General features: G+C 71.3%; 22 protein-coding genes and 1 pseudogene. 11 read left to right on the forward strand and 12 right to left on the reverse strand.

Features of this window, described 5'->3' with window-relative positions:
• Positions 1-16: 16 nt before the first annotated feature.
• The 6 genes from IF20_RS11340 (at position 17) to IF20_RS11365 (ending at position 6148) form a co-directional block, all read left to right on the forward strand.
• Positions 17-424, forward strand: a complete 408-nt coding sequence (locus IF20_RS11340) for a DUF742 domain-containing protein (protein WP_052864977.1) — start codon at positions 17-19, stop codon at positions 422-424.
• A complete protein-coding gene (locus IF20_RS11345; protein WP_030624341.1) occupies positions 405-983 on the forward strand; it encodes a GTP-binding protein in 579 nt (192 codons plus the stop codon). The genes IF20_RS11340 and IF20_RS11345 overlap by 20 nt, the downstream gene beginning before the upstream one ends.
• 330 nt (positions 984-1313) lie before the next feature.
• Entirely contained in the window at positions 1314-4475 is a 3162-nt protein-coding gene (locus IF20_RS11350) for a sensor histidine kinase (RefSeq protein ID WP_052864978.1), read from the forward strand.
• 10 nt (positions 4476-4485) lie between these two features.
• Positions 4486-4899, forward strand: a complete 414-nt coding sequence (locus tag IF20_RS11355) for a roadblock/LC7 domain-containing protein (RefSeq protein ID WP_030257992.1) — start codon at positions 4486-4488, stop codon at positions 4897-4899.
• Positions 4900-4983: 84 nt separating this feature from the next.
• Positions 4984-5589 (forward strand): DUF742 domain-containing protein, encoded by a 606-nt coding sequence (locus IF20_RS37580; protein ID WP_110944069.1) that lies wholly within the window; start codon positions 4984-4986, stop codon positions 5587-5589.
• On the forward strand, positions 5570-6148 hold the full coding sequence (locus IF20_RS11365) for a GTP-binding protein (protein WP_073447656.1): 579 nt from the start codon (positions 5570-5572) through the stop codon (positions 6146-6148). The genes IF20_RS37580 and IF20_RS11365 overlap by 20 nt, the downstream gene beginning before the upstream one ends.
• Before the next feature lie 129 nt (positions 6149-6277).
• Here IF20_RS11365 and IF20_RS11370 read toward each other — a convergent pair whose 3' ends face one another.
• Positions 6278-8038: a dihydroxyacetone kinase family protein gene (locus tag IF20_RS11370; RefSeq protein WP_052864980.1), complete on the reverse strand. Its 1761-nt coding sequence runs from the start codon at positions 8036-8038 to the stop codon at positions 6278-6280.
• A gap of 200 nt (positions 8039-8238) precedes the next feature.
• On the opposite strand from IF20_RS11370, the gene IF20_RS11375 reads away from it, so the two are divergent.
• Entirely contained in the window at positions 8239-9543 is a 1305-nt protein-coding gene (locus tag IF20_RS11375; protein ID WP_052864981.1) for an MFS transporter, read from the forward strand.
• A 70-nt stretch (positions 9544-9613) separates the two neighbouring features.
• Here the strand turns inward: IF20_RS11375 and IF20_RS11380 are convergent, their stop codons facing one another.
• The 4 genes from IF20_RS11380 to IF20_RS11395 form a co-directional block, all read right to left on the reverse strand.
• Positions 9614-9841, reverse strand: coding sequence for an acyl-CoA carboxylase epsilon subunit (locus IF20_RS11380; RefSeq protein ID WP_234426607.1), 228 nt, complete (start codon positions 9839-9841; stop codon positions 9614-9616).
• 45 nt (positions 9842-9886) lie between these two features.
• Positions 9887-11470, reverse strand: a complete 1584-nt coding sequence (locus IF20_RS11385; protein ID WP_052864983.1) for an acyl-CoA carboxylase subunit beta — start codon at positions 11468-11470, stop codon at positions 9887-9889.
• Between the two features lie 295 nt (positions 11471-11765).
• A complete protein-coding gene (locus IF20_RS11390) occupies positions 11766-14171 on the reverse strand; it encodes a polysaccharide lyase 8 family protein (protein WP_052864984.1) in 2406 nt (801 codons plus the stop codon).
• A gap of 2 nt (positions 14172-14173) precedes the next feature.
• Positions 14174-14683 (reverse strand): hypothetical protein, encoded by a 510-nt coding sequence (locus IF20_RS11395; RefSeq protein WP_052864985.1) that lies wholly within the window; start codon positions 14681-14683, stop codon positions 14174-14176.
• A gap of 266 nt (positions 14684-14949) precedes the next feature.
• On the opposite strand from IF20_RS11395, the gene IF20_RS11400 reads away from it, so the two are divergent.
• Entirely contained in the window at positions 14950-15567 is a 618-nt protein-coding gene (locus IF20_RS11400) for a YceI family protein (protein ID WP_052864986.1), read from the forward strand.
• Positions 15568-15869: 302 nt separating this feature from the next.
• Positions 15870-16187 carry a hypothetical protein gene (locus IF20_RS11405; protein ID WP_234426608.1) on the forward strand — a complete coding sequence of 106 codons (318 nt, stop codon included), beginning with the start codon at positions 15870-15872 and terminating at the stop codon, positions 16185-16187.
• 93 nt (positions 16188-16280) lie between these two features.
• Here IF20_RS11405 and IF20_RS11410 read toward each other — a convergent pair.
• Positions 16281-16415: pseudogene (locus IF20_RS11410) on the reverse strand (IS5/IS1182 family transposase); the annotation flags it as partial.
• Position 16416: 1 nt separating this feature from the next.
• Between IF20_RS11410 and IF20_RS11415 the strand changes: the two are divergent.
• A complete protein-coding gene (locus tag IF20_RS11415; RefSeq protein ID WP_052864989.1) occupies positions 16417-16887 on the forward strand; it encodes an NUDIX domain-containing protein in 471 nt (156 codons plus the stop codon).
• Positions 16888-16946: 59 nt separating this feature from the next.
• Here IF20_RS11415 and cimA read toward each other — a convergent pair whose 3' ends face one another.
• The 6 genes from cimA to ureA all read right to left on the reverse strand — a co-directional run bounded on the left by cimA (position 16947) and on the right by ureA (position 24633).
• Positions 16947-18560, reverse strand: coding sequence for a citramalate synthase (cimA, locus tag IF20_RS11420; protein ID WP_052864990.1), 1614 nt, complete (start codon positions 18558-18560; stop codon positions 16947-16949).
• 283 nt (positions 18561-18843) lie between these two features.
• Complete coding sequence (locus IF20_RS11425) at positions 18844-20163, reverse strand: MFS transporter (protein ID WP_052864991.1); 1320 nt, start codon at positions 20161-20163, stop codon at positions 18844-18846.
• A gap of 56 nt (positions 20164-20219) precedes the next feature.
• Positions 20220-20864: a TetR/AcrR family transcriptional regulator gene (locus IF20_RS11430; RefSeq protein WP_052864992.1), complete on the reverse strand. Its 645-nt coding sequence runs from the start codon at positions 20862-20864 to the stop codon at positions 20220-20222.
• A gap of 34 nt (positions 20865-20898) precedes the next feature.
• Entirely contained in the window at positions 20899-21963 is a 1065-nt protein-coding gene (locus tag IF20_RS11435) for an agmatine deiminase family protein (protein ID WP_052864993.1), read from the reverse strand.
• 268 nt (positions 21964-22231) lie between these two features.
• The gene (locus IF20_RS11440; protein ID WP_199896557.1) at positions 22232-23935 is read right to left on the reverse strand and encodes an urease subunit alpha; all 1704 of its coding nucleotides are present in this window, start codon (positions 23933-23935) and stop codon (positions 22232-22234) included.
• Positions 23932-24633 (reverse strand): urease subunit gamma, encoded by a 702-nt coding sequence (ureA, locus tag IF20_RS11445; protein WP_052864994.1) that lies wholly within the window; start codon positions 24631-24633, stop codon positions 23932-23934. The genes IF20_RS11440 and ureA overlap by 4 nt, the downstream gene beginning before the upstream one ends.
• Positions 24634-24811: 178 nt before the next feature.
• Between ureA and IF20_RS11450 the strand changes: the two genes are divergently transcribed.
• The gene (locus IF20_RS11450; protein ID WP_052864995.1) at positions 24812-26245 is read left to right on the forward strand and encodes a cytosine permease; all 1434 of its coding nucleotides are present in this window, start codon (positions 24812-24814) and stop codon (positions 26243-26245) included.
• The last annotated feature ends 1 nt before the right edge of the window (position 26246 follow it).

Raw genomic sequence — 26246 nt, forward strand, 5'->3', positions numbered from 1 at the left:
CCAGCCCGGAGGACCCATGACCCCGCCACCCGCTTCGCCCGGCCCGTACGGCCATACCAGCCAGCCGTACGCCGACGGGGGCGACCAGCCGCTGGTCCGCCCCTACGCGATGACCGGAGGCCGGACCCGGCCGCGCTACCAGCTCGCCATCGAGGCGCTGGTCAGCACCACGGCCGATCCCTCCCAGCTGCCCGGACTGCTGCCGGAGCACCAGCGCATCTGCCATCTGTGTGCCGAGGTGAAGTCGGTGGCGGAGGTTTCCGCGCTGCTCCACATACCGCTGGGGGTGGCCAGGATCCTGGTCGCCGACCTGGCCGAGGCCGGCATGGTGGCCATCCACCAGCCCGGTGGCAGCGGTGAGGCCGGCGGCACGCCCGATGTGACCTTGCTGGAGAGGGTGCTCAGTGGACTTCGCAAGCTCTGAGGCCGAGTCCCGTTCGACCACGTCCGCGAAGATCGTGGTGGCGGGCGGTTTCGGCGTGGGCAAAACCACCTTTGTCGGGGCGGTTTCCGAAATCAATCCGCTGCGTACCGAGGCCGTGATGACCTCCGCTTCGGCGGGCATCGACGACCTCAGTCACGTCCAGGACAAGACGACGACCACCGTCGCCATGGATTTCGGGCGTATCACCCTCGATCAGGATTTGATTCTTTATCTCTTCGGCACGCCCGGCCAGGACCGTTTCTGGTTCATGTGGGACGATCTGGTCCGCGGTGCGATCGGTGCCGTGGTGCTGGTCGACACCCGCCGCCTCGCCGACTGCTTTCCCGCGGTCGACTACTTCGAGAACAGCGGGCTGCCCTTCGTCATCGCGCTGAACGGCTTCGACGGAGCGCAGCCGTACACCCCGGACGAGGTCCGGGAGGCGCTGCAGATCGGCCCCGACACGCCGATCATCACCACCGACGCGCGGCACCGCAGCGAGGCCAAGGCCGCCCTCATCACGCTCGTCGAGCACGCTCTGATGGCGCGACTCAAGTAGCGCGTCGGCTTGGTCAGTTGCGCCGGGGTCGGTTGTGTCCTTGGACACGCCGGGCCCCGGCGTTCATAACGTTTCGACAGAGAAATCCCAGCACCTGGACACCGGATGCGCACAAGCGGCTTCGCTGTGTTCACTTTCTCCCCGGCTTTTGCCGCGCCTCGCCCTTAACGCCCCTTTTATCTGGCGCCCCACCGGCCTTGCTCATCTTGTGCGCACTGTTTGGAACGCGCGGCCCTGACGTGCTGGAATTCGCTGAACTCCGGAGTAGGTAACGCCCAGAACGAAACGGCACAGCGAGATACGTGCCGGCGCCGAGAGGTTGTTGGTCGAGTGAGGCGAAGCAAGTCGGGCCCCGCGCCGCAGCAGGCGGCGCAGCGGGGCAACTTCACACCGCCGCCGCGTCATACGGCGTCGCCTACCGACGCGCCTGAAAGTCCGCTGACCGCCCAGCCGGTGAGCGGCAACCGGCTCTCCCCGCGCAACTGGCGCGTGGCGACCCGGCTGAACGCCATCCTGCTGCTCCCCGTGATCCTGGCGCTGATCTTCGCCGGGCTGCGGGTGAACGCCTCGGTCGGCACGTGGAACGAGGCACAGGACGCCGAGAACACCGCGAAGCTGGTCCAGGCGGCCGCCACCTACGGCCAGGCCCTCGTCGACGAGCGGGACCGCACCGCGGCGCCGCTCCTCCAGGGCAAGCAGAACGACCCGGCCGTCGACGACGCGCGCGCCGACACCGACGCGGCCGCCGCCGACTTCCACGCCGCGGTCAAGAACATGCCCGACAAGCCGGGCCTGCAGCGCCGCCTCGCGGTCTTCGAGAAGGTCGAGCCCAAGCTCCAGGTGCTCCGCAAGGCGGCCTACACCTCGCAGCTGACCGGCGTGCAGACCGAGGAGGGCTACACCGAGGTCCAGCACCCGCTGATGGAGTTCTCCAACGAGCTGGGTCTGGGCACCGGCAACATCACCTCCTACGGCCGTACGGTCTACGCGATCTCGTTGTCCAAGGCCGCCATGTCGCTCCAGCGCTCCATCGGCACCCACCTGCTGGTGCACCCGGCGGCCGGTGCCAAGGAGCACAAGAAGCAGCTCACCGCCTTCGCCTCGTACGCGTACCTGGAGGGCATCGCCCTCGGCGAGTACACCTCGGGCGGCACCCCGGAGGACATGGAGCGCCTGAAGAAGGACTCCGCGGCCCTCAAGAAGAAGGCGCAGGAGCAGGCGGCGCAGGCCAAGCGGCAGGCCGCCGCGGCAGGCCGCACCTTCCGTGCCCCGCCGACCATGGACCAGATGGTCCAGGCGATCTCCTCCGGCGCCTCGCCGCAGCTGCTCGCGGCCCAGGGCATCACCCCGAAGACCTGGTACGCGGCCGCCACCGGCAAGTTCGACATGTACCGCGGCATCGAGAAGGACCTCGCCGACAAGGCGGTGGCCGAGGCCGCGCAGATCTCCTCGGACGCGCAGCAGACCACCTTCGTGGACTCCGGCGTCGCGCTGGGCGCGCTGATCATCGCCTTCCTCATCGCCGGCATGATGGCCCGCTCGATGACCCGCAACATGCAGGAGCTGCGCACCGCCGCCTTCGGCGTCGCGGAGCAGCGGCTGCCGATGCTGGTCGACCAGCTCTCCCGTACGGACCCGGGCCGGGTCGACACCCGGATCAAGCCGATCCCGATCAACACCACCGACGAAATCGGCGAGGTCGCGAGGGCGTTCGACCAGGTCCACCGCGAGGCCGTGCGTCTCGCCGCCGAGCAGGCGCTGCTTCGGGGCAACGTCAACGCGATCTTCACCAACCTCTCGCGCCGCAACCAGGGCCTGATCGAGCGGCAGCTGACGCTCATCACCGACCTGGAGAACAACGAGGCGGACCCGGACCAGCTGGAGAGCCTCTTCCGCCTGGACCACCTCGCCACCCGTATGCGGCGCAACGGCGAGAACCTCCTCATCCTCGCGGGCGAGGAGCCCGGCCGCCGCTGGACCCAGCCGGTCCCGCTGGTCGACGTGTTGCGGGCGGCCACCTCCGAGGTGGAGTCCTACGAGCGCATCGAGCTCCAGGGCGTCCCGGAGAGCGAGATCCACGGCCAGGCCGTGACCGACCTCGTGCACCTGCTGTCGGAGCTGCTGGAGAACGCCACCACGTTCTCCTCCCCGCAGACCAAGGTGCGGGTCACCGCGACCCGTCTCCCGGACGGCCGCGTGATGATCGAGATCCACGACAAGGGCATCGGGCTCACCCCCGAGGACTTCGCGGACATCAACCACAAGCTGGCCAACCCGCCGACCGTCGACATCGCGATCTCCCAGCGCATGGGGCTCTTCGTGGTCGGCCGGCTGGCGGACCGGCACGGCATCCGCGTCCAGCTGCGCCCCTCCGGGGAGACGGCCGGCACCACCTCGCTGGTCATGCTGCCGGAGGCGATCACCCACGGCGGTGGCGGCGAGGACCAGTTCGAGGACGACTTCACGGTCTCCCGGATCATGCCGGAGCACCCGCAGCCGTTCGACCGGCAGCCCGACATCCGTACCGCCGCCGAGCTCGGCTTCGACGACCACTACCGGCCGTCGAGCGAGGCGCGGGACCTGGACCCCGTGGGCCGCTCGCTGCTCCGTGAGGAGCGCCGCGCGGCGCTGGAGGCCCAGGCCGGCGCGGAGCAGCGCGGTGGGCAGCAGGGCCAGGAGCCGGCGCAGAACCCGGCGCAGGACTTCGGCGGACTCCCCCGGCACGGCGAAGCGGAGGGCTCGGACGGCGCGTACGACGGCTTCCAGCAGCAGCCGTACGCCCCCCAGGACTTCGCCGGGCAGGGCTACGACCAGCCTGCCGGCGGCACCTACGGCGACCCGTCCTTCGACGGCCGCAACCTGTTTGACCAGCGGCCTTCCGAGGCCACCGGTGAGCAGCCGCAGTACCCGGCGCAGGACCGGCAGCGTCCCGCCTGGAGCGAACCCGCTTCGTTCCAGGGGTACTTCGGCGGCCAAGCGGAATCGGACCACAATGGCCCGGACGCTCCCGCACAGCCCCAGGAACGCGTAGCATTCGATCGTCCGGGTCCCACCCCGAGCGAAACCCACTCGCTGACCGACGCCGGCCTTCCGCGCCGCGGAGGCGACAAGGCGCAAGGCCAGCAGGAGTGGCAACAGCCCGAGGAGTCGGCGTCGCCCCCGCAGCAGCGGAGCACGTCGGAGGACAGCTTTGGTTGGCGCACCGCCAACGACGAGCGCTGGCAGCGGGCGGAGCAGCTTCGCGAGCCGAAGGCGGGCGGGATCACTCCCTCCGGTCTCCCCCGGCGCGTGCCCAAGGCCAACTTGGTCGAGGGCACGGCGGAGCAGACCCTGCAGGGCGGCCCTCAGGTCTCCCGTGCGCCCGAGGACGTCCGGGGCAGGCTGAGCAACCTGCGCCGCGGCATCCAGCAGGGACGCAGTGCCGGTATGGAGGCACCCAAGAATGACCAACAGGGCTTCGGCCCCGGCAGCACCTACGATCAGGAGCGTTAGTGTGAGCCCGATGAGCCAGGCGGCGCAGAACCTGAACTGGTTGATCACCAACTTCGTGGACAACACCCCCGGTGTGTCCCACACGGTCGTGGTCTCCGCAGACGGTCTCCTCCTCGCCATGTCCGAGGGTTTCCCTCGGGACAGAGCCGACCAGTTGGCGGCGGTGGCCTCCGGGCTCACCTCGCTGACCTCGGGTGCCTCCCGCATCTTCGAAGGCGGGAGCGTCAATCAGACAGTGGTGGAGATGGAGCGTGGCTTCCTCTTCATCATGTCCGTCTCGGACGGATCGTCGCTGGCCGTACTGGCGCACCCCGAGTGCGACATCGGCCTCGTCGGTTACGAGATGGCTCTGCTGGTCGACCGCGCGGGCAGCGTTCTCACGCCCGACCTGCGCGCCGAACTGCAGGGCAGTCTTCTCAACTGACAGACAGGCAGTGCGTTTCTCGCCACCGCGCCATAGGGTGCGGTGGCGCGACCGGCGTCGGATCGGCAAGTTGGAGGAGGAGACGTGGCAACGCCCCCTGGCGGATACCCGTACGATTTTGGGCACCATCCCGAGTCGCAGGGCGAGACTGGGTACAACCGCTTCAACTTCCCTTCCGCGCCGAGTCGCCGGCAGCCGCAGCCACCCGCGCCGCAGCCCTACGACACGACGTACGGCAGCCCCTCTCCGTCGCCGTACGGCCACGGTGACGAGGGGCCCCGGGTTCCCCGTATAGAACCGGTCCAGCCGCACCGGCGTCCCGAGCCGTCGGCACCGACCGGCGGGGCGCAGAACCCGCTGGTCCGCCCGTACGCCATGACCGGGGGCCGCACCCGGCCGCGCTACCAGCTCGCCATCGAGGCACTGGTGCACACCACGGCCGGCCAGGCTCAGCTGCAGGGCCAGCTGCCGGAGCATCAGCGCATCTGCCATCTGTGCCGCGAGATCAAGTCGGTCGCCGAGATCTCCGCGCTCCTCTCCATCCCCCTCGGCGTCGCCCGGATCCTCGTCGCCGACCTGGCGGAGGCCGGACTCGTCGCCATCCATCAGCCCGGCGGTGACGAGTCCGCCGGCGGACAGCCAGATGTGACACTGCTCGAAAGGGTGCTCAGTGGACTTCGCAAGCTCTAGCGGTGCAGCCCGCTCCACCACCTCCGCGAAGATCGTGGTGGCGGGCGGCTTCGGCGTGGGCAAGACGACCTTCGTCGGGGCCGTCTCCGAGATCAATCCGCTGCGTACCGAAGCCGTGATGACCTCCGCTTCGGCGGGGATCGACGACCTGACGCACGCGCCGGACAAGACCACCACGACGGTGGCCATGGACTTCGGCCGTATCACCCTGGACCAGGACCTGATCCTGTACCTCTTCGGTACGCCGGGTCAGGACCGTTTCTGGTTCATGTGGGACGACCTCGTCCGCGGCGCGATCGGCGCCGTGGTGCTGGTGGACACCCGCCGCCTGGCGGACTGTTTCCCGGCCGTCGACTACTTCGAGAACAGCGGCCTGCCGTTCGTCATCGCCCTCAACGGCTTCGACGGACACCAGCCGTACACCCCCGACGAGGTCCGTGAGGCCCTGCAGATCGGCCCGGACGCACCGATCATCACGACGGACGCACGGCACCGCAGCGAGGCCAAGAGCGCGCTCATCACCCTCGTGGAGCACGCCCTCATGGCCCGCCTCCGCTGACCGTCCGTACGCGAAGGGCCCCGCACACCGTGGTGTGCGGGGCCCTTCGCGCGCCGTCAGGGGCGCGGGAGCGTGTCGACATGCAGCTCCGCCGCGTGGGCGCGACCAGCCACCGCGGCGCCGCGGCCGTCAGCGGAGCGTGCTGCCCACGGCGGTGACGATCAACGCCAGCGAGGTGGCACCCGCGTCCGCGTGGCCATATCCCATGTCGCCCATACGGGCCGCGCGCCCCCGGGCCGGCATCAGATCCGCCGTCGCCACCGCGGCCTTCGTGGCCGCTTCCGCCGCGGCACGCCATGCGGCACCCACGTCCTCCCCGCCGCGCGCCGCCAACTCGGCCCGGAACGGGTCCAGGGCGTCGAGCATGGTCTTCTCCCCCACCGCGGCGCCGCCGAGCTCCGACACGGCCCGCTGCGCCGCCGCCACCGCCTCCGCGAGCAGCGCCGTCGTGCAGGCGGCGCCCTCCGGGGCCCGTACGAGGACGGCGCCGGTCTCGGCCAGCAGCGCGCCGTACAGCGCACCCGACGCGCCCCCGGAGGCGTCCGCGAGGGCCAGGCCGGCGGCGAGCAGCGCCCGGCCGGCGGAGCGCGGGTCACCGGCCGGCCCCGGCTCGCCGTCGCGCGCGGCGGCCACCGCGGCGCGCAGTCCGCGGACGATCCCGATGCCGTGGTCGCCGTCGCCGGCGACCCCGTCGAGCCGGCCCAGCTCGTCCTCGTTCGCGGCGACCAGGTCCAGCGCGGCCTGGAGCGCCGCGGTCGCGGGCAGGTCGGCGGACGACGCCTCGGCCGGTGCCGCGGGCGCGGCGGGCGCGGGGCTCTCCCGTACGTCGGCGTCGGCCGCGCGCGGCCCCGGCACGCTGCGGAAGGCCGGGGTGTCGCAGGGCGCGTCGTACAGCGCGGCCAGTTCCTCGTCGAGGACCATCACCGACAGTGAGACGCCTGCCATGTCGAAGGAGGTGACGAACTCGCCGACCTCCGGCCGGAACGGCGTCAGCCCCGCGTCCTTGAGGCGCCGGTTGACCTGCCGGAAGACGACGAACATCTCCTCGTACTTGGTCCGGCCGAGGCCGTTCAGCAGCACGGCGACCCGGCCGCCCGCGCCCTCGGGCAGCGGCGGCAGCTCCGGGAGGAGGTTGTCCACCAGCTCGTCGGCGAGCTCGCTCGCGGTGAGGCCGCGGGTGGTGCGCAGGCCGGGCTCGCCGTGGATGCCCATGCCCAGCTCGGTGGTGCCCTTGTCGACGGTGAACAGCGGCTCGGTGGCGCCGGGCAGCGTACAGCCCGAGAAGGCGGCGCCGAAGGTGCGGGTCATCGCGTTGGCGCGGGCCGCCACCCGGGCCACGCCGTCCAGGTCGTCGCCGCGCTCGGCGGCCGCGCCCGCCACCTTGAAGACGAAGAAGTCGCCGGCCACGCCGCGCCGGTCGCGCGAGGGGTCGATCTCCTGGCCCTCGACCGGCGGCGGGCCGCTGGCCACGTCGTCGGTGACCAGGACGGTACGTACGGGCACGCCCTCGGCGGCGAGCCGGCGGGCCGCCAAGCCGAAGTGCATCACGTCGCCCGCGTAGTTCCCGTAGGACATCAGCACGCCGGCGCCGCCGTCGGCGGCCTTGGCGGTGCGGTAGATCTGCTCGGCGCTGGGGCTGGCGAAGACGTCGCCGACCGCCGCGGCGTCCGCGAGGCCGGGCCCGACGAGGCCGGCGAAGGCCGGGTAGTGGCCGGAGCCGCCGCCGATGACGAGGGCGACCTTGCCGGGGCGCGGGGCGTGGCGGCCGACCACGCCGAAGGTGTCGGGGACCCGCCGGAGCGTGCGCGCGTAGGCGTCGGCCAGTCCTTCCAGCCAGTCCTCGCGGAAGGTCGCGGCGTGGTGTCCGAGGCCGTCGGGCGTCGTGGTCATCAGGGCACACTCCTTTGTTCCGTCCCTGTTGGATTTAACACCCGCATCACAGATTCGTCACCCCTCACCGCGTGAATCACGCTCGGTGCTGTGAGAATCACGCCCCAGAAAACCGAGGATCACATCTTGCATGTGAAGTTCACAGGATTCATGCTGCTGATGTCCCACCCTCACCACCCTCGCTCCCACGGAGGCGTGACATGGCTCCACCCTCGGCGCTCTCACTGCCCGACCGCCTCGGCATCCCCAAGGCGCTGGTCTACGGCTACCTCGGTGTGCTGCTCTTCATGGTCGGCGACGGCGTCGAGTCGGGCTTCATCGCGCCGTACATGGCGGACCACGGTGCCGGTACCGAGGTGCACGCCTCGTACGTCATCACCGCCTACGGCGTCACGGTCATGCTCGCCTCCTGGCTCTCCGGCGCGCTCTCGGACCTGTGGGGGCCGCGCCGGGTGATGCAGCTGGGGCTGGCCATCTGGATCGTCTTCGACATCCTCTTCCTCGTCTTCGCGCTCGGCCCCGAGAACTACCCGCTGATGCTGGTCTTCTACGGGCTGCGCGGCTTCGGCTACCCGCTCTTCGCCTTCGGATTCCTGGTGTGGATCACGGCGACGGCGCCCATGGCCCGGATGGGGTCCGCGGTCGGCTGGTTCTACATGGCCTTCACCGGCGGCCTGCCCACGCTCGGCTCGCTGGTCGCCGGCGCCACCAACCCGGTCTTCGGCCAGTTCGGCACCCTGTGGGTGGCGCTCGGCATCATCGCGCTCGGCGGCGCCTTCTGCATGTTCGGCGTGAAGGAGCGCACCGGCTTCGCCCGGCTGGCACCGCCCGAGGTCAAGCCGGTGCAGTCGCTGATCTCCAGCCTCTCGATCGCCTGGACGCACCCCCGGGTCGCGGTGGGCTGCGTGGTGCGCATCATCAACACCGCGCCGGAGTTCGGCTTCCTGGTGTTCCTGCCCACGTTCTTCGCCAAGGAACTGCACTTCGGCGAGGGCCGCTGGCTGACCCTGCTCGCCGTGATCTACGGCACGAACGTCGTCTTCAACCTGATCTTCGGCGTCATCGGCGACAAGATCGGCTGGCGGAAGACGATCGCCTCCTTCGGCGGCATCGGCTGTGCGGTCACGACCCTGACGCTGTACTTCGTCCCGCAGGCCGTCGGCAGCAACTACCCCGTCGCGATCGTCTGCGGCATGCTCTACGGCATCACGCTGGCCGGCTTCGTGCCGATCTCCGCGCTCATCCCGGCGCTGGCCCCGGAGAACAAGGGCGGCGCGATGGCGCTGCTGAACCTGGGCGCGGGCGGCGCGGCCTTCGTCGGCCCGGCGATCGTCAGCCTCTTCCTCACCCCGGTCGGCCCGGCCGGCGTCGTCATCATCTTCGCCGCGCTGTACGTCGTCTCCTCGCTGCTCACGCTGTACCTGAAGCTGCCCGAAGGGCACCGGCCATCAATTGAGGAACCCGGACGGCGAGCAACCGGGTCCGCGAAAGCGGCGGCGGTTTAGCCGCAAAAAGGGGCCCCGCACACCGAGGTGTGCGGGGCCCTTCCGTGCGTCGCTGCGGGTTTCCCGCTGCTCACCGCTGCCAGCTGCGCGCGCCGTGGAAGCCGCGCTGCCGCTCCAGGCGGCGCCAGCGGGCGGCCGTGGCGTACGGCTGCGCGGGGATGTCGGCCGGCCGGTGCGCGGCGCGGGCGAGCAGCACCGCGGTCAGCGCGGCGAGCTCCTCCTCGCTGGCCTCGCCCTTCTCGACGCGGACCAGGGAACGGTCGGAGATATCGGCAGGGTTCACTTTCGTCGTCTCCAAGGTCGCAGGGTTGCTGCGGGTGTGGTGGGCCGGTGGCGGCCGGGGTTACTGCGGCGGGTTGCCGTGCTTGCGGGCCGGCAGGTCCGCGTGCTTGGACCGGAGCATGGCCAGCGAGCGGATCAGCACCTGGCGGGTCTCGGCGGGGTCGATCACGTCGTCGACCAGGCCGCGCTCGGCCGCGTAGTACGGGTGCATCAGCTCGGACTTGTACTCCTTGACCATGCGCGCCCGCATGGCCTCCGGGTCGTCCGCCTCGGCGATCTGCTTGCGGAAGATCACGTTGGCGGCGCCCTCGGCGCCCATCACGGCGATCTCGTTGGTCGGCCAGGCGTAGGTCAGGTCGGCGCCGATGGACTGGGAGTCCATGACGATGTAGGCACCGCCGTAGGCCTTGCGCAGCACGACCGAGATCCGCGGCACGGTGGCGTTGCAGTACGCGTACAGCAGCTTCGCGCCGTGCCGGATGATCCCGCCGTGCTCCTGGTCGACGCCCGGGAGGAAGCCGGGGACGTCCAGCAGCGTGAGGATCGGGATGTTGAAAGCATCGCACATCTGGACGAAGCGGGCGGCCTTCTCCGACGCCTCGATGTCCAGCACGCCCGCCAGCGACTGCGGCTGGTTGGCGATGATGCCGACCGCCTCGCCGTCCATGCGGGACAGCGCGCAGATGATGTTGGTCGCCCAGCGCTCGTGGACCTCCAGGAACTCGCCGTCGTCGACGAGCTCCTCGATGACCTTGCGCATGTCGTACGGGCGGTTGCCGTCGGCCGGCACCAGGTCCAGCAGGGCGTCGCCCGAGCGGTCCGCCGGGTCGTCGCACGGGACCGACGGCGGGTTCTCCCGGTTGTTCGACGGCAGCAGCGAGAGCAGGTACCGCACCTCTTCCAGGCAGGTCTGCTCGTCGTCGTACGCGAAGTGGCACACGCCCGAGGTCTCGGCGTGCACGTCGGCGCCGCCCAGCCCGTTCTGGGTGATCTCCTCGCCGGTCACCGCGCGGACCACGTCCGGGCCGGTGATGAACATCTGCGAGGTTTCCCGGACCATGAAGACGAAGTCGGTCAGGGCGGGGCTATAGGCCGCGCCGCCCGCGCACGGGCCGAGCATCACCGAGATCTGCGGGATGACACCCGAGGCCTTGGTGTTGCGCTGGAAGATGCCGCCGTAGCCGGCGAGCGCCGAGACGCCCTCCTGGATACGGGCGCCGGCACCGTCGTTCAGCGACACCAGCGGCGCACCGGCCTGGATGGCCATGTCCATGATCTTGTGGATCTTGGTGGCGTGGGCCTCGCCCAGCGCGCCGCCGAAGATCCGGAAGTCGTGCGCGTACACGAAGACGGTACGGCCGTGCACGGTGCCCCAGCCGGTGATCACACCGTCGGTGTAGGGCTTCTTGTTCTCCAGGCCGAAGCCGGTCGCCCGGTGCCGGCGCAGCGGCTCCACCTCGTTGAAGGAGTCCTCGTCCAGCAGGAGGTCGATCCGCTCGCGGGCGGTGAGCTTGCCCTTGGCGCGCTGGGCCTCGGTGGCGCGCTCACTCGGGCCTCGCCGGGCCTGCTCACGGATCGCGTGCAGCTCGGCGACGCGCCCGCGGGCGTCGTTCGCCTCGGCGGGCGCATCTTCGACAGTGGTCATACGTCGACGGTACGCGGACACCTGCTCTTGAACCGATGTCGGTTTCGTACAACGTCGAGCGCGATTTGGTGGGCAGGCAGAACAGAACCACGCTGTACGCGGGGCGCGGGCCGGGCCCGGACGCAAAGGACCACTCTCCGGGCACTGTGTGGGGCCCACAAAAGACACCGGTGTTGTCTTGTGGCGGTCCGCCGGTTGACCTCGCTTCCCGGCCACCGGCCCGTACCGCCGCCGGCCACCGACCCCGTGCCGCCGCCGGGCGGCGGGGCCCGGCCCGCGCCGCCCGGCGGCCGGGTCAGCCTGTGGTGACCGTACAGCGGAAGGTGGCGCAGACCGTCCCCGGTGCCACCCGCAGGCGCAGCCGCCGGCCGGTCTCCAGGACCGTGACGCCCGGCCCGGCGCTCACCACGCCGCGCACCCGCCGGTCCCAGACGAGCTCCACCGGCTCCCCCGTGCGCGGCGGCTCCGCCACGCACAGCGTCGCCGTCCGGCCGCGCCCGCGCACCAGCACGGAGACCGGCGCCGAGGCCGTCAGCGGGCCCGCCGTGCCGGCCCGCCAGAAGTTCGCCGCCGTCACCCCCAGCGCGCGCACCTCCACCGCCTGCGCCCCGCCGCTGTTGGCGAGCACCCGCAGCCAGTGCCGGTCGGCGGCGCGCGCCGCGAGGGCCCGCTGCCCGGCACCCGGCATCAGGACGTAGGCGTACGACGCGTCCGCCGGATCGGTGCCGTGGTCCTGCCAGAGCGTGAGGTAGCGACGGGTGACCGGATCCGCCGAGGAGCCGGTGTTGATGTCCCGCCACGCGCCGGTACGGGCCTCGCGCAGCGCCCGCAGCCCCGCGCCGCCGGGGAAGACGTAGCCGCCGTGCCCCTCCAGGTGCGCCCAGCGGGCCCGTGGGAAGGCGCCGGACCAGCCGGTCGCGGCGGGCTGCCGGACACCGTCGACGGTGAGGACCGGGCTCCCCGAGGCGCCCAGGTTGCGGTTGTCGACGACCGTTTCGACGGGCACGCCGTCCTGACCCGTGATCCCCGCGCCCAGGCACACCACCGCGTCGGCCAGGCAGAACCAGGACTTCTTGGCCCGCAGCGTCGAGGACAGCCCGCGGACGTCCTGGCCCACGGCCGCGAACTCGCCGTCCGTGGTGCCGCCCACCCAGGTCGCGGCGGGCTTCGGCTCGCCCCAGCCGCCGCCCTCGTTGTCGGCGAGCTTCTTGGTGGAGACGGTCGTCCCCGGCAGCCGGTATGGGTCCACCGTCGGCCAGAAGGAGTCGGTGTACTGGCCGCCCCCGAAGTCCGCGCCCCACCAGTAGAGCATCCCGGCCCCGGTGTGCCAGCCCCGCGGATTCTCGCCGTTCCCGTTCTCGTAGTACGTGATCCGCTGCGAGGCCATGGAGATGTTCGCGGCGAAGCCGGCGGTGCGGTGCACGGCGCGGTCCATGGCGGGGAAGAGCTTGTGTGCGACCGGTTCGGGCGCCGCGGGGGCCGGCCCGGCGGCGACGGCGGCCAGCCGCGCGGCGTCGGCGACCCCGAACTGCCGGTCGGTCAGCACGTCCAGCGTGCTGTCCCGCTCGATCCAGCCCTTGACCATGGCGTGCCAGCGGTCCCGCTCGGCGGCCGAGGCACCCTGCGCCAGCACCGTCACCGCGGCCAGCAGCGCGTGCCCGTGGAAGTGGTCGCTGCGCAGCACCTTCCGGTCGTCGTCGGCGAGGTGACCGCGGCTGATGGCACGCCCGTTGACGCTGTCCATCATCAGGCCGTTGTGCAGCAGCGGCGCGTAGGCGTTCTCGACGCTGTCGAAGATGATCTGCCGCTTCGGGTCGGTCACCTCCCAACTGCTGCCGCGCAGCAGCGTGAACAGCCGGCCGAGCCCGTCCAGCAGCACGAAGCCGTAGGTACCGGAGTAGGCGACCCAGGTGTGCTGGACGAAGGACCCGTCGGCGTACAGCCCGTCGCCCTTCGTCACGTACGGAAAGACCGGCGAGAGCGCGTCCCGGGCCAGCGCCAGCTTGGCCGCCGAGCGGCCGAGGACGCCGCGCACCGCGACGACCCGGCACAGGTCGACGCGGTTGGCGCCGGTGCTGGTGCCGGTGTAGTCGCCGAGCATCGAGTCCGGCACGAAGTGGTCGACCGCGGCGAGGTACCGGTCGCGCTGCGCGTCGCTCAGCTTCTCGTCGACGATCGTCATCGTGTCCAGGAGCAGCCGCGGGCTGCCGATCTGCCACTCCCACCAGTTGCCGTACCGGGTGGTGGCCGCGTTGTAGACCTTCGCGTCGAGATGATCGAGGCCCTTGAGCACGTCGGCGAGGAGGCCGGCGTCCCCGGTGAGGCCCGTACCGGGTTGGGCGTACGCCTGCGCCATGGTGTTCAGCCGGCCGTAGCTGCGGGTGATGCCGGCCGGCGGGTCGAACGGAGCGTCCGACCAGAGCGAGGCGGCGGCCGGCGCCATGGCCGTACGGAACCGCCGGGCGAGGTCGCCGGTCTCCCGCAGCCGGGTGGCGTACGGCTCGGCGGCCGGGTCGTAGCCGGTGCCCAGCTGGAGGTCGGCCCAGCGCTGCCGCAGGGCGGCGAACTCGTCGGCGGCGGGGGCCGCCCGGCCGGAACCGGCGGCGACGGCGTCCGGCGCGGGCAGCGCGAGGGCGGCCGCGCCTGCGCCGCCCGCCGCGAGGAAGCCCCTGCGGGACCAGTGGGAAGCGGGCGCGGCCATGGTCAGCAGCCGCCGCAGTTGTAGTAGAGGACGTCCCAGTGGGAGCCCTCCTTGGCGTAGATGTTGCCGGACCCCGACCGGTACATCGGCGCACCGTCCCCGCGTACGCCGATGTAGGCGAAGCTGCCGGTCACGTAGTTGCTGACGCAGGTGTTCAGCGCGAAGTCGAGCTTGTAGCCGTTCCAGTGGCTGTACGTGCCGCTCGCGTGGCCGGTCTCGGTGCCGCCGGTGATGTTCAGCGCGCAGCCGCTGGCCTTCTTGAGGGTGACGGCGCCCTGGGCGGTGGCCTGGTTCAGCTGGTCGAAGGAGGTGCAGGTCGGGGTGTTGCGGTCCGAGCAGCCGCCGGAGGAGGACCAGGTGATGCCGGCGTCGCGGAACATCGTGGTGGCCTGGGCGTGGGTGAGCTTGGTGACGGCGTGCGCCTCGCCGGCGTCGGTGAGGACGCCGAAGCCGGGCGCGAAGAGGGCGCCGAGGACGAGTGCCAGCGTGCTGAGGACGGCGCGGACTCTCATGGGGAACCTCCTGCGGTGAACCGGTGACCGTGCGACGGATGTTTCGGCGGTGCAGGTGGAGCACCGCAGATGATGCCCGACCTCTACGCGCGTCGCCAGCCCCCGCGAGCGGGACGGACGAAGGCCGATCCGGCCTCTCCCCGACGGAAAGGTCGGAAAGGTTGAATTTTGAACCAGAGGGGTCTACGCTCGATCTCGTTGAACGTTAAACAAGAAGTTCGACACCGACGCCCGAGGTCCCCCGACCCGTCCCCCGAGGAGGAGCCATGGCTCTGTTCCACCGCAAGCGCACTGCCGAGACGTCCGCCCCCGCCGCCGCCGCGGCTCCCGCCGTCGACCCCGCGCTGGCCGCGCTGACCGGCGACTACGCCATCGACCCGGCGCACAGCAGCATCGGCTTCACCGTGCGGCACGCCATGGTCACCAACGTCCGCGGCGCCTTCGGTGCCCACGAGGGCACCCTCCATCTGGACGGCGCGAACCCGGCCGCCTCGACGGCCACCATCGACGTGCAGATCGCCAGCATCGACACCGGCATCGCGGACCGCGACGGCCACCTGAAGAGCGCCGACTTCTTCGACGCCGAGACGTACCCGCTGATGACCTTCCGCTCCACGGCGGTCGAGCAGACCGGCAGCGCGACGTACCGGGTCACCGGCGACCTGACGATCAAGGACGTCACCAAGCCGCTCGCCATCGACCTGGAGTTCAACGGCTCCGCCACCGACGTCTACGGCGCCGAGCGCGTGGGCTTCGAGGGCAGCGCCGACATCCTCCGCTCGGAGTGGGGCCTCACCTGGAACGCCGCGCTGGAGACGGGCGGCGTGATGGTCAGCGACAAGGTGAAGCTGACCTTCGACATCTCGGCGGTCAAGAACGCCTGACCCGGCCGCCGGCAGAACAGCGCGGCCCCGGCCGGTCCCTCCCCCCTGGGAACCGGCCGGGGCCGCGGTCGCGCCCTAGATCGGGAAGGGCAGTCGCTCGCCGTGCCGGGCGTCCACCTCTTCGTCAGCGACAACGGCACTGAGGTCGATGTCGACTGCGCAGCTGACGGGAGCGGAATCTTCGACCTCTGGCGGCTGCGCTGGTACGGGCTGAGCCTGCCGGAGCCTCTTGAGTGCCTGATGGGAAACCTGGCAATCATGAGGGGCGCACGTGGTTCGTGTCCTGCCGTTACGTTTGGCGTTTGCAGAGCATGACCACTCGTACGACAGCCACCGCTCTCACCATCACAGCAGCCGCCCTGGGGGCCCCACTCGCCATGGCCACCCCCGCCTCCGCAGGTGGGATCGGAGACTTCCTGTCGCCGGCCTTCGGCACCACGTGCGCCAACCACCACAGCACGCCCCGCGCGACCGACACCACATCGGCCGGCACCGGTTCGGCCGACGGCAACTTCCTGGGGCTTCCGGTCGGTAGCCCCTTCAACCAATGCGGCGGCGCCGACCTTCCACTCAACCCCTATCCCATCGTCCATGCCGTGCCCAATGAAGCCATGCGGTAGGCGCCGAGGCGAGCGCTTCTCGTGCTCGGCGAGCAGGGATGATCAGGGCGGGCTGGAAACCACCGCTACACGACACGTAGCCAACTGATCGCTTCAGGATGAGGTTCGCAGGCGGCGGAGGCATATGAGGCTGCAGGCCAGTTCGAGCAGGGCCTGGTGGAGATCGGCGCGTCGTTCGTATCGGGTGCGGAGCCGTTTGAACTGGTGCAGCCAGGCGAAGGCGCGCTCCATGGCCCGTACCGAATACTTCGACGATCCGGACGCTTCCGAGCCGAACAGCATGGTCGTGGCGGCTTCCGCCGTGGTCACCGATGCCGAGGGACGCATCCTTCTCCAGAGGCGCGTCGACAACGGTCTGTGGGCCCTCCCGGGGGGCGCCATGGAGCTGGGGGACTCCCTGTCCGGTGCAGCGGTCCGGGAAGTCAAGGAAGAGACCGGGCTGGACGTGGAGATCACCGGTCTGGTCGGTACGTACACGGATCCCCGCCACGTCATCGAGTACGGCGACGGCGAGGTACGGCGGCAGTTCAACGTGTGTTTCACGGCCCGCGCGGTCGGGGGGACACTGGCCGTCTCGGACGAGTCGACGGAAGTCCGGTTCGTGGCGCCGAGGGACATCGATGCGCTGTCCATGCACCACACGCAGCGGCTTCGCCTGCGGCATTTCCTGGAGAACCGCCCGGATCCCTATCTGGGGTAGCCGCCAGAGCGCGGCCCCGCCCGGTTCGTAAGAACCCGGCGGGGCCGCCGTCGTACCGGTCAGTCCTGCGGCGCGACCCCCGCGCGCATCAGGCCGTACGCGTACGCGTCGTCCAGCGCCTGCCACGACGCGGCGATGACGTTCTCCGCGACGCCGACCGTGGACCACTCGCCGCGGCCGTCGCCGGTGGAGACCAGGACGCGGGTGATCGAGCCGGTGCCGAGCGCGCCCTCCAGGATGCGGACCTTGTAGTCCACCAGCTCCATCTGCGCCAGCTGCGGGTAGATCTGCTCCAGCGCCACCCGCAGCGCCCGGTCCAGCGCGTTGACCGGGCCGTTGCCCTCCGCCGTGGCCACTATCCGCTCGCCCTTGGCCCACAGCTTCACCGTGGCCTCGTTGGCGTGCGTGCCGTCGGGGCGGTCCTCGACGATCGCGCGCCAGGACTCGACGGTGAAGTACCGCAGCGGGCGGCCCTGCACCTCCTCGCGCAGCAGCAGCTCGAAGGAGGCGTCGGCGGCTTCGTAGGTGTACCCGGCGAGCTCGCGCTCCTTGACCCGCTCCACGACCCGGCCGACCAGTTCGCGGTCGCCGCCGAGGTCGATGCCCAGCTCCTTGCCCTTGAGCTCGATCGAGGCGCGGCCGGCCATGTCGGAGACCAGCATCCGCATGGTGTTGCCGACCAGCTCGGGGTCGATGTGCTGGTACAGGTCGGGGTCGACCTTGATCGCGGAGGCGTGCAGGCCCGCCTTGTGCGCGAAGGCGGAGAGGCCGACGTAAGGCTGGTGGGTGGAGGGCGTGAGGTTCACGACCTCGGCGATGGCGTGCGAGATCCGGGTGGTCTCGGCGAGCTTGCCCTCGGGCAGCACCCTGCGGCCGTACTTGAGCTCCAGCGCGGCGACGACCGGGAAGAGGTTGGAGTTGCCGACCCGCTCGCCGTAGCCGTTGGCGGTGCACTGCACGTGCGTGGCGCCGGCGTCGACGGCGGCCAGGGTGTTGGCGACCGCGCAGCCGGTGTCGTCCTGGGCGTGGATGCCCAGCCGCGCGCCGGTGTCCGCAAGGACGGTGCGGACGACCGCGGTGACCTGGGCGGGGAGCATGCCGCCGTTGGTGTCGCAGAGGACGACGACGTCGGCGCCGGCCTCACTGGCGGTGCGGACGACCTGCTTGGCGTAGTCGGCGTCCAGCGCGTAGCCGTCGAAGAAGTGCTCGCAGTCCAGGAAGACCCGGCGGCCCTGTTCGCGCAGGTAGGCGACGGTGTCCCGGATCATGGCCAGGTTCTCGTCCAGCGTGGTGCGCAGGGCGAGCTCCACGTGGCGTACGTGGGACTTGGCGACCAGGGTGATGACCGGGGCTTTGGCATCCAGGAGGGCCGTGACCTGGGGGTCGTCCTCGACGCGTACGCCGGCCTTGCGGGTGGCGCCGAAGGCGACCAGCTGTGCGTGGCGGAAGGGGACCTCTTCCTGTACCCGCTGGAAGAACTCGGTGTCCCGGGGGTTGGCGCCTGGCCAGCCGCCCTCGATGAAGCCCACGCCGAAGTCGTCCAGGTGGCGTGCGATGGTCAGCTTGTCCGCGACGGTCAGGTTGATGCCCTCGCGCTGCGCGCCGTCGCGCAGCGTCGTGTCGAACACGTGGAAATCGTCGGACAGAGGAGAGGGTTCTGAGGTGTCCGTCATGCTGGTCTGGCTCCTGTCGGGATCTCGGTCTACCGGAATGACCGGCTCCACCGTCCCCTCATGATCCCTCGCGCTCCGTTCCCGGTGGCGGGTGGGCCGGGAAACGAAAAAACCTCTCGCGGGTGCGAGAGGTCTGCGCGCGGGTCTGGGACGACGGTGCCGCGCCGTACTCGGTTTCGTACGGGGCGGTCACTGCGGACCGGCGCGCCTGCTGCCAATAATCATGGCGAACGAGAGCATGGGGGCAGTCTTGCACACGACTGCCCCCGAAGTGCCCCTTGTCTCAGGATGCGAGCAGACGGGCGTCCTTGCCCTGGCCCGCCCCGTCCTTGGTGACGCGGTGCAGGTCGATGGTGCGGGTCTCGCGCATCGTCAGGTAGACGACCAGGGAGACGGCGGCGCAGCCGGCGACGTACCAGTAATAGCCGGACTCGATGCCGCCGTTCTTGAACCACAGGGCGACGTACTCCGCGGTGCCGCCGAAGAGGGCGTTGGCGATGGCGTACGGCAGGGCGACGCCGAGTGCGCGGATGCCGGTGGGGAAGAGTTCGGCCTTCACGCAGGCGTTGATGGAGGTGTAGCCGGTGACCACGACGAGGGCCAGCAGGGAGAGGCCGAGGGCGGGCCAGAAGGAGCCGGCGTGCCGCAGCAGCGTCATGATCGGCACGGTGAGGAAGGTCGAGCCGATCGCGAAGGTGATCAGCAGCGGGCGGCGGCCGATCCGGTCGGACAGCTTGCCCGCCAGCGGCTGGAGGCACATGAAGAGGAAGAGGGCGCAGAAGCTGACGAGGGAGGCGGTCGGCTTGTCCAGGCCGACGCTGCCGGAGAGGTACTTGGTGAGATAGGTGGTGTACGTGTAGTACGCCACGGTGCCGCCCATGGTGAGGGCGATGACGAGGAACGCCTCGCGCTTGTGGGCCCAGAGGGCCTTGAGGGTGCCGCGGTCGGGGTCGGCGTTGGCGGTGTCGTCCTCGGCGTAGACCTCGGTCTCCAGCATGTTGCGGCGGAGGTAGAAGACGATGCCGGCGCCGAGCGCGCCGATGATGAAGGGGATGCGCCAGGCCCAGCTGTGCAGGGCGTCCTCGGACATGGTGCGCTGCAGGATGATCTGCAGGCCGAGGCCGAGGAGTTGGCCGGCGGTCATCGAGACGTACTGGAAGCTGGAGGCGAAGCCGCGGCGGCCGGGCGCGGAGGCCTCGGTGAGGTAGGTGGCGCTGGCCGCGTACTCGCCGCCGACGGAGAGGCCCTGGAGCATGCGGGCGACGAGGAGGACGGCGACGCCGCCGTAGCCGGCGACCGCGTAGGTGGGGGCGACGGCGATGAGGATCGCCGAGGCGGACATCAGGGTGACGGTGAGGGTGAGGGCCGCCTTGCGGCCCTTGCGGTCGCCGACCCGGCCGAGGAGCCAGCCGCCGACGGGCCGCATGAAGAAGCCGACGGCGAAGACCCCCATGGTGTTCATGAGGTTGGCGGTCTCATCGCCCTTGGGAAAGAAGGAGTCCGCGAAGTACACGGCGAAGCTCGCGTACACGAACCAGTCGAACCACTCGACCATGTTGCCGGCCGACCCGACCCAGATCTTCTTCCACTGCTCTCGTCCCATAGCCGAGAACGGTGCCGGAGCTGGGACTTTTCGGCAAGGGTGCACAAGACAACGATCTAGCGACGTTCCGTGCTTTCCGTACCCGGGTCCGTGGCCGGGGTGAGCGACTCGTCCAGGAAGTCGCGTACGTGCCCGAGTACCTCCTCGCGGGAGAGGCCGGGCAGGCCGACGACGAGGTGGGTGCCGAAGCCGTCGAGGAGGGCGCGGGTGCGGGTGGCGAAGCGTTCGGCGTCGACGGCGCGGAGCTCGCCTTTGGAGGCGCCTTCGACGAGGAGGGCGACGAGGTCGCGGTGCCAGGCGAGTTCGAGGTCGAGCTGGCGTTCGCGGGTGGCGTCGTCGGCGTTCTGGGAGCGGTTCCAGACCTCCAGCCAGAGGGTCCAGCGGGGGTCGCGGGGGCCGTCGGGGAGGTAGAGGTCGACGAGGGCGTCGATGCGGGCGCGGGCGGGGAGGCGGCGGGCCAGCTCGGCGCGGCGCTGCGCGCCGAGCTGTTCCTCGCTCCACTGGAGGGTCTGCAGCAGCAGCTCGTCCTTGGTGCCGAAGTAGTAGAGGATGTGGCCGCTGCTCATGCCGACCTCGCGGCCGAGCCCGGCCATCGTGAGCCGGTCCAGGCCCTCTTCGGCGATGGTGGTCATGGCCGCGGCGAGCACCTGCTCGCGTGGCTGGCTGAGCCGCCGCCGGGGGCGGCGTGCGGGACCGGGCACGGGGACCTCCTGGACCGGCTGATCGACGGGCTGATCAGACCTTGGGCTGCTGCTGGGTGATGCAGTGGATGCCGCCACCCGCAGCGAAGATCGTACGGGCGTCGACGAGGGTGACCGTACGGCCGGGGAAGAGCCGGCGGAAGATTCCGGCGGCGTGTTCGTCGCGCGGGTCGTCGAAGGCGCAGAGGACGACGCCGTCGTTGCAGAGGTAGTGGTTGATGTAGGAGTAGTCGACGTACTCGCCGTCTTCTTCTGTGACGGTGGGCGCGGGGACCTCGACGACCTCCAGCTGCCGGCCGCGGGCGTCGGTGGCGGACTGCAGGAGCTCGACGATCTCGGTGCAGACGGCGTGGTCGGGGTGGGCGGGGTCGGGCTGGGTGTGGACGACGACGGTGCCGGGGCGGGCGAAGGCGGCGACGATGTCGACGTGGCCGCGGGTGCCGAACCGACCGTAGTCGGCGGTGAGGCCGCGGGGCAGCCAGATGGCCTTGGTGGTGCCGAGGAAGGCGTGGATCTCGGCTTCGACCTCTTCGCGGGTGCGGCCGGGGTTGCGGTCGGGGTCGAGCTGGACGGTCTCGGTGAGCAGGACGGTGCCTTCGCCGTCGATGTGAAGGCCGCCGCCTTCGTTGACGAGGGGTGTGGGGTAGCGGCGGGCGCCGGCGAGGTCGGCGACCTCCGCGCCGATCTTGGCGTCGTGTTCCCAGGTCGCCCAGTCCTGGGCGCCCCAGCCGTTGAACACCCAGTCGGTGGCGGCGAGTTGACCGTTCCCGGTGAGGAAGGTGGGGCCGATGTCGCGCATCCACGCGTCGTCCAGTTCCCGCTCGACGACGTCGATGTCGGGGCCGAGGAGCCCGCGGGCGTTCGCGGCCTGGCCGGGCCCGGCGATGACGGTGACGGGCTCGAAGCGGCGTACCGCGCGGGCGACGCGGGCCCAGGCGACGCGGGCTTCGGAGAGGGTGGCGTCGCCCTCTTCGCCGAAGGTGTAGTTGGCACCCGGCCAGGCCATCCAGGTGCGCTCGTGGGGCGCCCACTCGGGGGGCATGGCGAATCCGTCGGCGGCGGGGGTGGCGCCGGTGGAGGGCAGGGGCTGGTCCGTCATGAGCTGCGTCCTTGCGGTGGGAGAGGGCGAGAGCGTGGGAGCCGGGGCGGCCCCCGGGGTGGGGCGGCCGCCCCGGTGCCGCCCGGGAAGGGACGGGACCCGGGCGGGGCGGTGGCCACAGCGGGGCAGGCCGCTGCGACCGGCGCGGGGCCGGCCCGGGCAGGGCCGGCCGGCGGGTGGGGGCGCGCCGTCCCGCACGAACGGGCGCCCCCGGTCGGGCGCCGGTCCGCCACGGGAGCGGCGGCCGGACCGGTCGGGCGGGCCCGGCTCAGAGGAAGTAGAGCCGGGACAGGGAGACGTGGTCGGCCGGGACGGAGCGCATCGGGGCGCCGTCGAGGGTGACCAGGCCGGTGTCGCCGTTGACCTGGACGTCGCCGACGCGGTCGTTGCGGAGCAGGTTCCGGGGGCCGATGCCGCGGGTGCCGCGGACGGCGACGCGGCGGCGCCGGGTGGGGAGGGAGTCGAAGGCCTTGCCGGGCGAGCCGGCGGCGGCCGCGGCGCCGCTGACGAAGGCGACGGACAGGTCGGCGGCGGTGGCGCCGTGGCCGCCGAACAGCGGTCCCATGACGAGGGGTTCGCAGGTGTCGGTGGCGGCGTTGGGGTCGCCGGTGACGCCCCAGGCGGGGAAGCCGGACTTCAGGACCAGCTGCGGCTTGGCGCCGAAGTAGCGGGGCTGCCAGAGCGAGATGTCGGCCATCTTGCCGACTTCGAGGGAGCCGATCTCGTGGGAGAGGCCGTGCGCGATGGCGGGGTTGATGGTCAGCTTGGCCATGTAGCGGAGTACGCGGGCGTTGTCGTCGTGCGCGCCGTCGCCCTCCATCGGACCCAGTTCGGCCTTCATCTTGCCGGCCATGGCGAAGGTGCGGCGGACGGTCTCGCCGGCGCGGCCCATGCCCTGGGCGTCGGAGGAGGTGATGCCGATGGCACCGAGGTCGTGCAGGACGTCCTCGGCGCCCATGGTGCCGGCGCGGATCCGGTCGCGGGCCATGGCGGCGTCGCCGGGCAGGTCGGTCTTCAGGTCGTGGACGGAGACGATCATGCCGTAGTGCTCGGCGACCGCGTCCCGGCCGAAGGGCAGCGTGGGGTTGGTGGAGGAGCCGATGACGTTCTCCACGCCCGCCATCTTCAGGACGTTGGGTACGTGGCCGCCGCCGCAGCCCTCGATGTGGAAGGCGTGGATGGTACGGCCGTCCAGCACGGAGAGGGTGTCCTCGACGGAGAGGCACTCGTTCAGGCCGTCGCTGTGCAGCGCGACCTGGACGTCGTGTTCCTCGGCGACGCGCAGGGCGGTGTCCAGGGCGCGGGTGTGGGCGCCCATGTCCTCGTGGACCTTGAAGCCGGAGGCGCCGCCCTCGGCGAGCGCCTCGACGAGCGGGGCGGGGTCGGAGGAGGAGCCGCGGCCGAGGAAGCCGATGTTGACGGGCCAGGCGTCGAAGGAGTTGAAGGCGTGCCGCAGGGCCCAGGGCGAGTTGACGCCGACGCCCCAGACGGGGCCGAACTCCTGGCCGATGATGGTGGTGACGCCGGAGGCGAGCGAGGCCTCCATGATGCGCGGGGAGAGCAGGTGGACGTGGGTGTCCACCGCGCCCGCCGTCGCTATCAGGCCCTCGCCGGAGACGATCGAGGTGCCGGTGCCGACGACGACGTCGACGCCGTCCATGGTGTCGGGGTTGCCGGCCCGGCCGATGCCGCTGATCCGGCCCTCGCGGATCCCGATGGAGACCTTGCGGATGCCCTGTACGGCGTCGATGACCAGCACGTTGCTGATGACGACGTCGCAGGTCTCGCGGACGGCGGCGGCCTTGAGGTGCAGGCCGTCGCGGGCCGTCTTGCCGAAGCCGGCGAGGAATTCGTCGCCGGGCTGCTGGGCGTCGGACTCGACGCGTACGACGAGGCCGGTGTCGCCGAGGACGACCCGGTCGCCGGCCCGGGGGCCGTGCACGGACGCGTACTCCTGCGGGTCGATGGTCATGCCCGCTCCTCCTCTTCGGTGCTCGCCCCCAGGTAGCCGCAGGCGGCGGCGCGCCGCAGCGCTTCTTCCTTGGCCCCCGGTGCGTCGAGCGGGCCGTCGACCAGGCCCGCGAAGCCGATGGCGATCCGGGCGCCGCCGATCGGCACGAGGCCGACTTCCTCCTCGGCGCCGGGGTCGAAGCGCTGGGAGGAACCGGCGGGGACGTTCAGCCGCATGCCGTAGGCGGCGGCGCGGTCGAAGTCGAGCCGGGGGTTGGCCTCGAAGAAGTGGAAGTGGGAGGTGACGCTGACCGGGACGGTCGCGGTGTTGCGGACGCGGAGGGTCACCGCGGGCGCGGGCGCTTCGTCGGCGGGGCCGGGCAGGATCGCGCCCGGTGCCGCGTCGCCCAGCGATCCCCCGCTGATCGGGTCACTGACGACGGCGAGCCGGGAGCCGTCGTCGAAGACCGCCTCCACGTGGACCTCGGTCACCACGTCGGCGACGCCGGGCAGCACGTCGTCCGGGCCGAGGACGGCGCGGGCCGCCTCGATGGCGTCGGCCAGCCGGCCGCCGTCCCTGGCCACCTCGCAGACCGTGTCCGCGACGAGGGCCGTCGCCTCGGGCACGTTCAGCTTCAGGCCGCGTGCCCGGCGCGCTCTCGCCAGTTCGGCGGCGCCGAACAGCAACAGCCGGTCGCGCTCGGTCGGGGTCAGCCGCATGCCACCACACCTCCTGATCGATTAGAGCGTCACTCTAACCAGAGAATTGCTTCGTCCGAAAGGGTTGACCAGGCACGAGGGTAAGGGTCACATTGAGCGCTGCTCTAAAAAGCGGAACGCCCCGTCCCGGAGCGGCACCCCCCTCGACAGTTGTCCGGCCTCTCAGAGGAGCCCTCTCATGCCGATCGAACAACGCGGAGTCGACACCATCCCCGACGAGGAACGCACCAGCAGTCCGCGCGACCTCGTCTCGATCCTGCTCGGCTCGAACCTCGCCCTCGGGGTGGTGATCTTCGGCTGGCTGCCGGTCTCGTTCGGGCTCGGTTTCTGGCCGTCGGTGACCTCCCTCACCGCCGGCACCCTCGTCGGCACGCTGCTGACCGCGCCGCTCGCACTGGTCTCGCTGCGCACCGGCACCAACCTCTCCACCAGCAGCGGAGCCCACTTCGGCGTGCGCGGCCGGCTGGTCGGCTCGGTGATCGGCCTGCTGCTCTCGCTCGGCTACACCGCGCTCACCCTCTGGGTCGGCGGCGACGCCGTCGTCGGCACCCTCGCCCGGCTCACCGGCCTGCCCGGCAGCGGCGCGAGCTACGCGGCCGTCTACGCCCTGCTCGCCGCCTGCACGGCCGCCGGCGCGGTCTACGGGTACAAGCTCCTGCTCCGCCTCTCCCGCGTCCTCGCGCTCGGCATGACGGCGATCCTCGCCGTCGGCCTGATCGCGTACGCGCCGCACTTCACCACCGCGGCGCCGCACGGCAGCACGTACCTGCTCGGCGGCTTCTGGCCCACCTGGCTGCTGGCCGCGGTCTCGGCCGGGCTGAGCGGCCCGATCGCCTTCATCACGCTGCTCGGCGACTACACCCGCTACATCTCCCCGCGCCGCCACCGCTCCCGCACGGTGTTCCTCGCCACCTGCCTCGGGCTGGTCGCGGGCCTGCTGGTCCCCCAGCTCTTCGGCACCTTCACCGCGCTCGCGGTGGGCGCGGCGGACGACTACGCCGGGCCGCTCGTCGCCGGCGCGCCCTTCTGGTTCCTCGCCCCGCTCCTCCTCGCCGCCTCGGCGGGCTCGGTGGGCAACGCGGGGCTGATGCTGTACTCGATGGGCCTGGACCTCGACGCGATCCTGCCGCGCGCCACCCGCACCCAGGCCACGTACGTCGTCGCCGGGATCTCCACGTTCTTCGTCTACCTCGGCCACTTCGCCTGGGACGCGCAGGACGCGATGACCTCGTTCGTGCTGCTGCTCACCGCGGTCGGCACGCCCTGGGCGGTGATCACCGTCTTCGGGTTCGCCCGCTGCCGCGGGGTGTACGACGCCGAGGCGCTGCAGGTCTACAACCGCCGCTCCCGGGGCGGCCGGTACTGGTACACGGCGGGCTGGAACGTGCCCGCGACGGTGGCGTGGGCGCTCGGCTCGGTGGTCGGCCTGGCCGCGGTGGACACCCCGCTCTACACCGGGCCGCTCGTCCCGTACACCGGCGGCATCGACCTGTCGTTCCTGCTGTCGGCGCTGGTCACGGCCGCGGTGTACGGAGTGGTGACGCGCCGCCCGGCGGCCGTTGCGGCAACGGCCGGCGCCCCCGTGACGGAGGCACCGGCCGAAGTACCGTGAC

Source organism: Streptomyces niger, assembly GCF_000718305.1.
GTDB lineage: Bacteria > Actinomycetota > Actinomycetes > Streptomycetales > Streptomycetaceae > Streptomyces > Streptomyces niger.

Excerpts from the sequence above, each read along its gene's own strand:
- IF20_RS11340 (WP_052864977.1), top strand. The coding sequence starts at position 17 with ATGACCCCGCCACCCGCTTCGCCCGGCCCGTACGGCCATACCAGCCAG.
- IF20_RS11355 (WP_030257992.1), top strand. The coding sequence starts at position 4,486 with ATGAGCCAGGCGGCGCAGAACCTGAACTGGTTGATCACCAACTTCGTG.
- IF20_RS11370 (WP_052864980.1), bottom strand. The coding sequence starts at position 8,038 with ATGACCACGACGCCCGACGGCCTCGGACACCACGCCGCGACCTTCCGC.
- IF20_RS11375 (WP_052864981.1), top strand. The coding sequence starts at position 8,239 with ATGGCTCCACCCTCGGCGCTCTCACTGCCCGACCGCCTCGGCATCCCC.
- IF20_RS11385 (WP_052864983.1), bottom strand. The coding sequence starts at position 11,470 with ATGACCACTGTCGAAGATGCGCCCGCCGAGGCGAACGACGCCCGCGGG.
- IF20_RS11390 (WP_052864984.1), bottom strand. The coding sequence starts at position 14,171 with ATGGCCGCGCCCGCTTCCCACTGGTCCCGCAGGGGCTTCCTCGCGGCG.
- IF20_RS11395 (WP_052864985.1), bottom strand. The coding sequence starts at position 14,683 with ATGAGAGTCCGCGCCGTCCTCAGCACGCTGGCACTCGTCCTCGGCGCC.
- IF20_RS11400 (WP_052864986.1), top strand. The coding sequence starts at position 14,950 with ATGGCTCTGTTCCACCGCAAGCGCACTGCCGAGACGTCCGCCCCCGCC.
- IF20_RS11415 (WP_052864989.1), top strand. The coding sequence starts at position 16,417 with ATGGCCCGTACCGAATACTTCGACGATCCGGACGCTTCCGAGCCGAAC.
- cimA (WP_052864990.1), bottom strand. The coding sequence starts at position 18,560 with ATGACGGACACCTCAGAACCCTCTCCTCTGTCCGACGATTTCCACGTG.
- IF20_RS11425 (WP_052864991.1), bottom strand. The coding sequence starts at position 20,163 with ATGGGACGAGAGCAGTGGAAGAAGATCTGGGTCGGGTCGGCCGGCAAC.
- IF20_RS11435 (WP_052864993.1), bottom strand. The coding sequence starts at position 21,963 with ATGACGGACCAGCCCCTGCCCTCCACCGGCGCCACCCCCGCCGCCGAC.
- IF20_RS11440 (WP_199896557.1), bottom strand. The coding sequence starts at position 23,935 with ATGACCATCGACCCGCAGGAGTACGCGTCCGTGCACGGCCCCCGGGCC.
- ureA (WP_052864994.1), bottom strand. The coding sequence starts at position 24,633 with ATGCGGCTGACCCCGACCGAGCGCGACCGGCTGTTGCTGTTCGGCGCC.
- IF20_RS11450 (WP_052864995.1), top strand. The coding sequence starts at position 24,812 with ATGCCGATCGAACAACGCGGAGTCGACACCATCCCCGACGAGGAACGC.